The organism is Bacillus sp. 05T31, assembly GCF_056396725.1.
This window is the reverse complement of sequence record NZ_JBFTMA010000393.1, coordinates 1-7,589: the sequence shown is the minus strand read 5'-3', so window position 1 is coordinate 7,589 and position 7,589 is coordinate 1. Positions and strand designations below refer to the sequence as shown.

6 protein-coding genes and 3 pseudogenes are annotated in these 7,589 nt (G+C 32.5%); 5 read left to right on the top strand and 4 right to left on the bottom strand.

Annotated features, from left to right (window positions below):
- Positions 1–223 precede the first annotated feature (223 nt).
- Complete coding sequence (locus tag AC1DJR_RS20165) at positions 224–499, bottom strand: hypothetical protein (protein ID WP_002144215.1); 276 nt, start codon at positions 497–499, stop codon at positions 224–226.
- Between the two features lie 478 nt (positions 500–977).
- Positions 978–1,283 carry a winged helix-turn-helix transcriptional regulator gene (locus tag AC1DJR_RS20160; RefSeq protein ID WP_477003350.1) on the bottom strand — a complete coding sequence of 102 codons (306 nt, stop codon included), beginning with the start codon at positions 1,281–1,283 and terminating at the stop codon, positions 978–980.
- Here AC1DJR_RS20160 and AC1DJR_RS20155 point away from each other — a divergent pair.
- The 4 genes and pseudogenes from AC1DJR_RS20155 to gshAB form a co-directional block, all read left to right on the top strand.
- Positions 1,284–2,330, top strand: a pseudogene (locus tag AC1DJR_RS20155) (S-(hydroxymethyl)glutathione dehydrogenase/class III alcohol dehydrogenase); the annotation flags it as partial.
- Between the two features lie 4 nt (positions 2,331–2,334).
- Positions 2,335–3,168, top strand: a complete 834-nt coding sequence (fghA, locus tag AC1DJR_RS20150) for an S-formylglutathione hydrolase (protein ID WP_088265992.1) — start codon at positions 2,335–2,337, stop codon at positions 3,166–3,168.
- Positions 3,169–3,350: 182 nt separating this feature from the next.
- Complete coding sequence (locus AC1DJR_RS20145; RefSeq protein ID WP_000264857.1) at positions 3,351–3,659, top strand: UDP-N-acetylmuramoylalanyl-D-glutamate--2, 6-diaminopimelate ligase; 309 nt, start codon at positions 3,351–3,353, stop codon at positions 3,657–3,659.
- A 73-nt stretch (positions 3,660–3,732) separates the two neighbouring features.
- The gene (gshAB, locus tag AC1DJR_RS20140; RefSeq protein WP_477003349.1) at positions 3,733–5,820 is read left to right on the top strand and encodes a bifunctional glutamate--cysteine ligase GshA/glutathione synthetase GshB; all 2,088 of its coding nucleotides are present in this window, start codon (positions 3,733–3,735) and stop codon (positions 5,818–5,820) included.
- Positions 5,821–5,909: 89 nt separating this feature from the next.
- On the opposite strand, the gene AC1DJR_RS20135 is transcribed toward gshAB, so the two are convergent.
- Positions 5,910–6,035: a putative quinol monooxygenase gene (locus AC1DJR_RS20135; protein ID WP_367633635.1), complete on the bottom strand. Its 126-nt coding sequence runs from the start codon at positions 6,033–6,035 to the stop codon at positions 5,910–5,912.
- A gap of 501 nt (positions 6,036–6,536) precedes the next feature.
- Between AC1DJR_RS20135 and AC1DJR_RS20130 the strand changes: the two are divergent.
- Positions 6,537–6,707, top strand: a pseudogene (locus AC1DJR_RS20130) (IS4 family transposase); the annotation flags it as partial.
- Positions 6,708–7,163: 456 nt separating this feature from the next.
- Here the strand turns inward: AC1DJR_RS20130 and AC1DJR_RS20125 are convergent.
- A pseudogene (locus tag AC1DJR_RS20125) lies at positions 7,164–7,589 on the bottom strand (LysR family transcriptional regulator); the annotation flags it as partial.

Here is a 7,589-nt window from a genome sequence, read left to right as displayed (position 1 = left end):
TTAAAATGTTATTTTCGTTCATATAATGAATTATCCTTCTAGTATATTTATAGGATTTATATCATATAGTGAGAGAAAGAATGTAAGTTAGAAAGGAGTCTTATAGAATGAGTTGTTTGGAGGGAAATGACTTTAGTGAACAAAATATGGTAAGTGTACCTAATCCCTTAATTTGATTTATAATAGATTGGCGTCATAGACGACCAAATAAAAACACAGGGTTTTATCTCTGTGTTTCTTCAAATTTTCGTTTTTGAATATATGCTTGCGCATGAATAATTTCTTCCTGAAGCTCTTTTAATTCTTTCATAGATTCTGATTCAATAGCCATGTAAGTAGTAACTAAACTGATCATCATATCCATCTTCTCTACTATATTTTGAATGACCTGTTCAGATTGCTCTTTTTTAGGGTGTTGTATTGCCTTTAATACATTTTCCATATAATTGTTTTTTCTTTGCTGGATATCATAAATAAACTGTTTTGTGTTTGAGTTCATTTGTTGTTCCTCCGTTTTGGATATACTTTTATTCTATCATATTTGAATAGAAAATATTGGATTCCCCTAARTTYACACYTGTCTCGTACATCTCCTCAAACAAACTTAGCTTGATAGCGATGGGGTAGCACCAACAAAACGCGAATTTCGTACGATAAGCAAAATTGAAAACGAAAAGACGATTCTTTGGTATTAAGAATCGTCTTTTTTAATAGAAGGTATCGCCAGCATTTTTATGTTGAAATATACTTAACGTATTTTTTTTGATTTGCTGACAGTACAACCTAATATAGCTTAGAGAATGAATTTATTGACATACGATAATGCGCGATAAATTTTATGAATAAGCTTGGTAATATTTAAAAGCCACGAAACGCCTTCATACCAGCGTTTCGTGGCTTTTTTGAACTATTCATGCACATACTTTTATACATTGTCCCCGTAACTTTTATAGAACTACTTAAAATTGCATTAAGTTTTATTCAACCGGTACTTTATTAGCGTCCATTTCTACAAATTCATTAAAATCATCTCCCCAATCACAGATAGAAGTTACTACGTGTTCTAGTCGACGACCTATTTCACTAAGTTTATACTCAACCTTTGGAGGTACTATAGGATATACACATCTAGTAATTATTTTATCTTCTTCTAACTCTCTTAATTGTCTGATTAACATGCGTTGATTCACATCAGGAAGCTTTTTTTGTATTTCACTTAATCTTAAAGGTGAACGCTGTAACAAACACCATATAATTGCTATTTTCCAACGCCCTCCTATCACAAGCCAAAAGCAAAAGAGGTATTAGTTAAAATACTATATACTTCTGTCTGTCATACAGATGCTTTTACATTATCAGGTGACGACCCGGAAGGAGTATTTCCTGCTGTACTTGGTCATGAAGGTGCCGGTGTTGTCGTTTCGGTAGGTGATGAAGTTACTTCAGTAAAACCTGGTGATCATGTTATTCCACTATATACACCTGAATGTGGAGAATGTAAATTCTGTCGTTCTGGTAAAACAAACCTATGTAGTGCTGTACGAGAAACACAAGGTAAAGGTTTGATGCCTGATGGAACAACTCGCTTCTCTTATAATGGAGAGCCACTTTATCATTACATGGGAACTAGTACATTCAGTGAATATACCGTTGTTAATGAAATTAACTTAGCGAAAATCGACGAAAACGCTCCGTTAGATAAAGTTGCCTTATTAGGGTGTGGTGTGACTACAGGTATCGGTGCTGTACACAATACCGCGAAAGTTGAAGAAGGAGCTGTGACAGCTGTATTTGGTTTAGGAGCGATTGGATTAGCTGTTATTCAAGGATTAGCACAAGCGAAAGCAAGTCGAATTATTGCCGTTGATTTAAATCCTAAAAAACAGGAATTAGCACAAAAAATGGGAGCAACTGATTTTGTGAATCCTGCAGATTATGATCGCCCAATTCAAGAAGTTTTAGTCGAAATGACAGATGGAGGCGTGGATTATAGTTTCGAATGTATTGGTAATGTTGAAGTAATGAAGTCCGCTCTTGAAGCATGTCATAAAGGTTGGGGCGAAAGTATTATTATCGGTGTAGCCGGTGCTGGTAAAGAGATTCATACTCGTCCATTCCAATTAGTAACGGGTCGGGTATGGCGTGGATCAGCCTTTGGTGGAGTTAAAGGAAGATCTGAGCTTCCAGAAATGGTCGAAGATTATATGAAGGGTGAAATTGATTTAGATTCATTTATTACTCATCATTTAGAATTTAAAAACATCAATGAGGCATTTGACTTACTACACAAAGGTGAATCCATTCGTACGATTTTAACTTATGGAGAGTGAGATAATGAGTCTTAAATGTATTGAACAACATCGTTCTTTCGAAGGAGAGCAACGTAAGTATAGCCATTATTCAAAAGTCTTGCAATGTGATATGAAATTTAGTATCTACTTACCATCAAATAAAGAAAAGAAAAAAATCCCACTTATATGGTGGTTATCTGGTTTAACTTGTACAGATGATAATTTTAGTCAAAAAAGTGGATTTCAACGTTTGGCTGAAAAGCATCAAGTTGCAGTGATCATGCCAGATACTTCACCACGTGGAGAATACGTTTCAGATGTTGCAGCATGGGATCTTGGACAAGGGGCAGGTTTTTATATAAATGCTACCCAGGAGCCTTGGGCACAGAATTATAAAATGTATTCATATATTGTAGATGAATTAACATCCATTGCTTCGACTATAGTACCTAATTTTTCAGGTGAAGAAAGCATAATGGGACATTCAATGGGAGGACACGGGGCTTTAGCGATTGGTTTGAAAAATGCTAAGAGATTCAAAGCGGTTTCTGCTTTTTCTCCGATCTTAACCCCTAGTCAAGTTCCATGGGGAATAAATGCTTTCACCTCTTATTTAGGTGAAGACAAAGATTCTTGGAAACAATGGGATGCTTCAGAATTAATTAAAGAAGATACTATTCCACCTATTCTTATTATGCAAGGTAGTCAAGACGAGTTTTATCCAAAACAATTGGAAGAGCATATTTTCTTAGAGAATGCTCAAAAAAATAGACAAATGGTAACTTATAAAAAAATGGAGGGCTATGATCATAGCTACTTCTTTATTGCCACTTTCTTAAATGAGCATTTCTCTTTCCATATGAAGTATTTAAGATGATTCTTATTTACAACAAATTTTAATTAAAACAATACCCACTTCCAATGACATATGAAGTATTTAAGTTTAAAGCAAAATATTGTAACAAAAGTATCCGCATGTAGAGATGTGGGTACTTTTGATTGTTATATTTTGTAATATTGTATCGTTTGTAAAAATAATTAAATTTGAGGGAAGAGTTCATGTGGATTAAAAAAATGTTATTTAATTACCGTGTTAAACCATCCTTATTAAAATCTCGTTATGGGGTTGAAAAGGAAAATCGACAAGTTGACTTAGTTGAAAGTTCAACTGAAACGTCTAAATCCGTTTCGATAAGAGATACCAGATCATATATTCAGCAAGATTTTGCAGAAGTACAGATGAAATTTATTCAGCTTAATTCTAAAACATTAGAAGATATGATTAATTACTTAGCGGCTATACGCGAAATCCCTTCTCTTTCCGTGGATAAGAATAAAATGCTTTGGCCATTAATATCCAAATGCTGAATTCAAAAAAATAATGTTTATAATTTTGGCTATTTCTATATCAAATATTTGAGTTGATGGGGGGACAGTTTATATGGAAATGAAAAAAATGTTAAACAATGACCGTATTAAACCATATTTATTAAAAGCACGTTTTGGAGTTGAAAAAGAAAGTCAACGAGTTGACCTATCAGGAAGTTTAGCTAAAACGGAACATCCCAATAGTATTTCAGTAAGAGATGAACATCCTTATATTCAGCGAGATTTCTCGGAAACACAAATGGAATTAATCACACCAGTTACCGGAACACTAGAAGATTTATTTAATTACTTAGCAGCTATCCATGATGTTGCCTATCGTTCTATGGGTGATAACGAAATGCTTTGGCCATTAAGTATGCCACCACAGTTGCCCGAAAAAGAAGAAGATATTATTATTGCGAAACTTAATAATCATGAAAATGTTTTATATCGCCGATATTTATCTAATTCTTATGGCCGACGAAAACAAATGATTAGTGGTATTCATTTCAATTTTGAATTTAGCGATGATTTAATTCAGGTATTATTTGAATTACAATCAGAAATAAAAGATTATCATCAATTTAAAACAGAAATTTATCTGAAAGTCACAAGGAATTATTTACACTATCGATGGCTAATAACTTATTTCTTCGGTGCTTCTCCTAGTAGTGAAAAGAATTTCTTTGAAATAAATCCTTTAAATGGCGCCGTAAGAAGCATTAGAAATAGTAAATATKGTTATAGCAATGAAAACGATGTTCAAGTATCCTATAGTAGTTTACAGAACTATATATCTGATCTTTCTTCGCTGGTGAGTAAAGGGGTTTTATTAGAAGAAAAAGAATTTTATGCATCTGTCCGTTTAAGGGGCGGCCCTCAAGTCTCAGATTTAAATAAGCAAGGGATTCGTTATATTGAATTAAGAAACCTAGATTTAAACCCTTTTGAAACATATGGAATTAGTCATGAACAAGCAGAATTTCTACACCTTTTCCTCATCTATTTACTCTGGATTGACCAAGTCGATAATAATGATGAATGGGTAAAAATCGGTGATTTTCAAAATAATTTAGTGGCTCTTGAACATCCTTTAGAACATACGCAATTTAAAACAGATGCTGAGCGTATTGTTGATGAGATGGAACATTTAACAGGGCTGTTAGACATAACGGTTTCGAATACCTTATTTGTTAACTTGAGAGAAATGCTAACAAATCCAAGTAAGACTTTAGCTGGAAGATTTTATAAAGAGATTATAAAAAGTAGTCAAAGTCAAGTAGCTACCCGTATTGCTAAAGAAAATTATAAAAAATTATGGGATAAACCGTATCAATTATCAGGATTTACTGACATGGAGTTATCTACACAAATTTTAATGTTTGATGCTATTCAACAAGGAATACAACTAGACGAAAAAGCCTTATGTTCCTATGATTTATTTGCAAGAAAGCCTTTTGTTGTAAAACCAAAAACAACAAATTATGGATTAGGAATATCTATCTTTAAAGAAGCCGGAGCAAGTTACGAAGACTATCAAAAAGCACTCACATTAGCATTTAAAGAAGACTCATCCGTATTAATAGAAGAATTTGTTTATGGAACAGAATATCGATTTTTTGTGCTAGATGACAAAGTTCATGCTGTTTTATTACGAATTCCTGCTAATGTTGTAGGGGACGGTACACATACGATTGAAGAATTGGTCCTTCAAAAAAACTTGGATTCATTAAGAGGAATGGACCATAGGACACCTTTAGAAAGTATACAATTAGGTGAATTAGAGGTCTTAATGCTTAAAGCTCAAGGGTATCGAAAAGATTCAATTCCAACAAGTTGCGAAATTGTATTCCTGCGAGAAAATTCTAATATCAGTACAGGTGGAGACTCTATTGATGTGACAGATCAAATTTCCGATGATTATAAGAAAATAGCTGTAGATGCGGTATCTGCACTTGGAGCTAAAATTAGTGGTATAGATTTGATTATTGAAAATACAGAAGTTCCTGCAGCAAATAAAAATGCTTATGGAATTATTGAGGCAAACTTTAATCCATCAATGTACATGCATATATATCCGTATAAAGGAAAATCTAGACGTTTAACTATGCATGTATTACATTATTTATTCCCTGAATTATTAGTTAGTAATTACAGATAGTTAAATTTAATGTTTATGTTGTAGAAATAACAGCCTAAAATTAATTAAAAAAGCCCTTAGATATGTCTAAGGGCTTTTTTATTATTAACTTAAGCTTGATACTTTTTAAAATCCATTGGTGTTACCGCAAAATCATTAATAGTAGCCGCAAATGATTGGAAGTGATCGCTATCATTATGAATTGCAATTGCTTCTTCATCTTTCCAATGTTCAATAGTAACTTACATACTTTCTTTATCTGTTTGCTTAAACATATCTAAGAGATATTTCCTTCTTCTAAGCGAGAATGCTCAATTAATTGATTAATACTTTTTGGGGTACCACCCCATGCCCATCAACTTAAGGATTTGGTGCTGTTTTAGAATAAAGTTTGGTTAAAAATAACTCTAAACCCTTGATTTCACTGCATATCAGTGGTGTTTTTCTTTTAGTTAGAAAAACACCCTTTCAGATAAAAGTATCTAAAAGGGTAAATCCTTGCATTTTTTAACATTGCGACTGTATTTCCAATCTACACAAAGCTACAATAACCCAATAAATAGTTTTTTCTTTTTTATGGAATCTTACTTTGGTGATAATGCTAGAGTATATCCATTATTAAAATATTAAAAATCTAAATAGTGTATTAAGATAAGAAAAAGCATTGACAACTGAATCGACGGGTTTTTGTCCACTGTAATCACACGGGGCTTTGAAACATGAAAAGACTGCAAAATCAAGCCACACAACGAAACACCCAAGAAATAACAAAGATTTTTGTCCGTCTGTTCCACCTCCTACAGAAGAATGGACGGAAATCTCACAGATATGAGAAGAAAACAGTGTTTGATATTATGGGGGTTGTCTATAAGTATAATGAGGTGGGCGGGCAAAGGAAAGCTGTATAATTTTTGRAATTAGGCCCATTGAGGTTTATTTAGCATGTTCATTTTTAAGGATACAAAGTATTTTAAGAGTTTTTCCGTTCATATGAACGGAAGTTCATTTTGTTCCCGTTCTTAAGTTGATGGGCATGGTTTTCCGCCCACATCTAATAGAAAATATAAGCTAAGATATATTGACATGAAAAAACGTTGGTTTTGTTACTTTAAGTGATTTTATCAGTCTCAAAAACGAGGTATTTGAGACTGATGAAAATTAGAGTGAAACATGATTGAAACGGCTTTAAATCTGTGTTAAAATCCATCACTAAATTGATAGTTCCATTAAAAATGAGGACATTAAATCCTCAAGAAGTAACAATTCTAGTTTGAACCACACTTTGATCAAAATGGATTTTTTAATTCTTGTATGGGATATTTTCATTATTTTTTCACAGCAATAAAAACTTCTATTATTTATTGTTAACAAATCGTCTGGATTACATTTTTTAATTGTAAAATATTGTTCTGCTTACTTTCATTTTTCTTATAAATAAAAACGGTATCAATGACATTATTAAAGTTTAAATTGTAATAGTGGATGTTTGTATAGCTATATAAGTCAATAAGTTTAGTATTTAATACAGCAATGGTATTACTGATTTGTAGAAAATCTTGAATACTACTAATTGACTTTATTTCCTTTAATTTATATTGTATTTGATTTTTTATAAGCCAATCAACCACAGCTCTTGTATACATACAACCTTTACTCAATACGAGTAATGTAATAGGCTTTTTTTGATTGAAATTGATTATATGATTATTACTTGAAATAATCTCAAATGTTTCAGTGGCAATAAGATCATATGCTAAATCGGGATATTTTTTAATAGGATTACTAATGAG

Bases quoted from the DNA above. Each gene is read 5' to 3' on its own strand.
- AC1DJR_RS20145 (WP_000264857.1), top strand. From the start codon at position 3,351: ATGTGGATTAAAAAAATGTTATTTAATTACCGTGTTAAACCATCCTTA.
- fghA (WP_088265992.1), top strand. From the start codon at position 2,335: ATGAGTCTTAAATGTATTGAACAACATCGTTCTTTCGAAGGAGAGCAA.
- AC1DJR_RS20165 (WP_002144215.1), bottom strand. From the start codon at position 499: ATGAACTCAAACACAAAACAGTTTATTTATGATATCCAGCAAAGAAAA.